At 60.4% G+C, this 513-nt stretch carries 1 protein-coding gene; it reads right to left on the reverse strand.

Features of this window, described 5'->3' with window-relative positions:
- Window positions 1-76: 76 nt before the first annotated feature.
- Window positions 77-513, reverse strand: a 437-nt coding sequence (locus tag AC5ZFO_RS48245) for an IS66 family transposase (protein WP_496124304.1), incomplete at its 5' end; no start/stop codon positions are given.

Genomic DNA, 513 nt, shown 5'->3' on the forward strand with positions numbered 1-513 from the left:
GTAAGCGCGATTTTCCGCGCACGTTGTCGCCCGCGATTTGACGGATGGCCTTCGTATTGGGACGATGCTGAGCCGTTCAGGCAGCGGCGGTTTTGTGGAAGTTGAAGGGGAGTAGATCGTCGATCTCTGCATCGACCGCGCGCAGAGGCAACTCGGTGAGCACGTGGCGCAGCCATGCTAACGGCTCGACACGTGAGGCGCGGCAGGTCAGCATCAGGCTGTAGACGACGGCGCTGGCCCTGGCTCCCTCGACGGTGCCGCTGAACAGCCAGCTTTTTCGGCCGGTTGCAAAAACCCTGATGTCGCGTTCCAGAAGATTGTTGTCGATCGGCATCCTGCCATCTTCGGTGTAACGCGTCAGATAGTCCCATTGGTTCCGGGTGTAGGATACGGCGTCGCCAAACTTGCTGTCCGGCAGGACCTTCGGGGCCATGTCATCGAGCCATACCTTGAGGGAGTTCAGGACGGGAATGCTGTGTTGCCGGCGGAAGCGGCGAATGCATTGATCCGGCG

The sequence above is a fragment of the Bradyrhizobium sp. Unk1 genome, assembly GCF_059512345.1.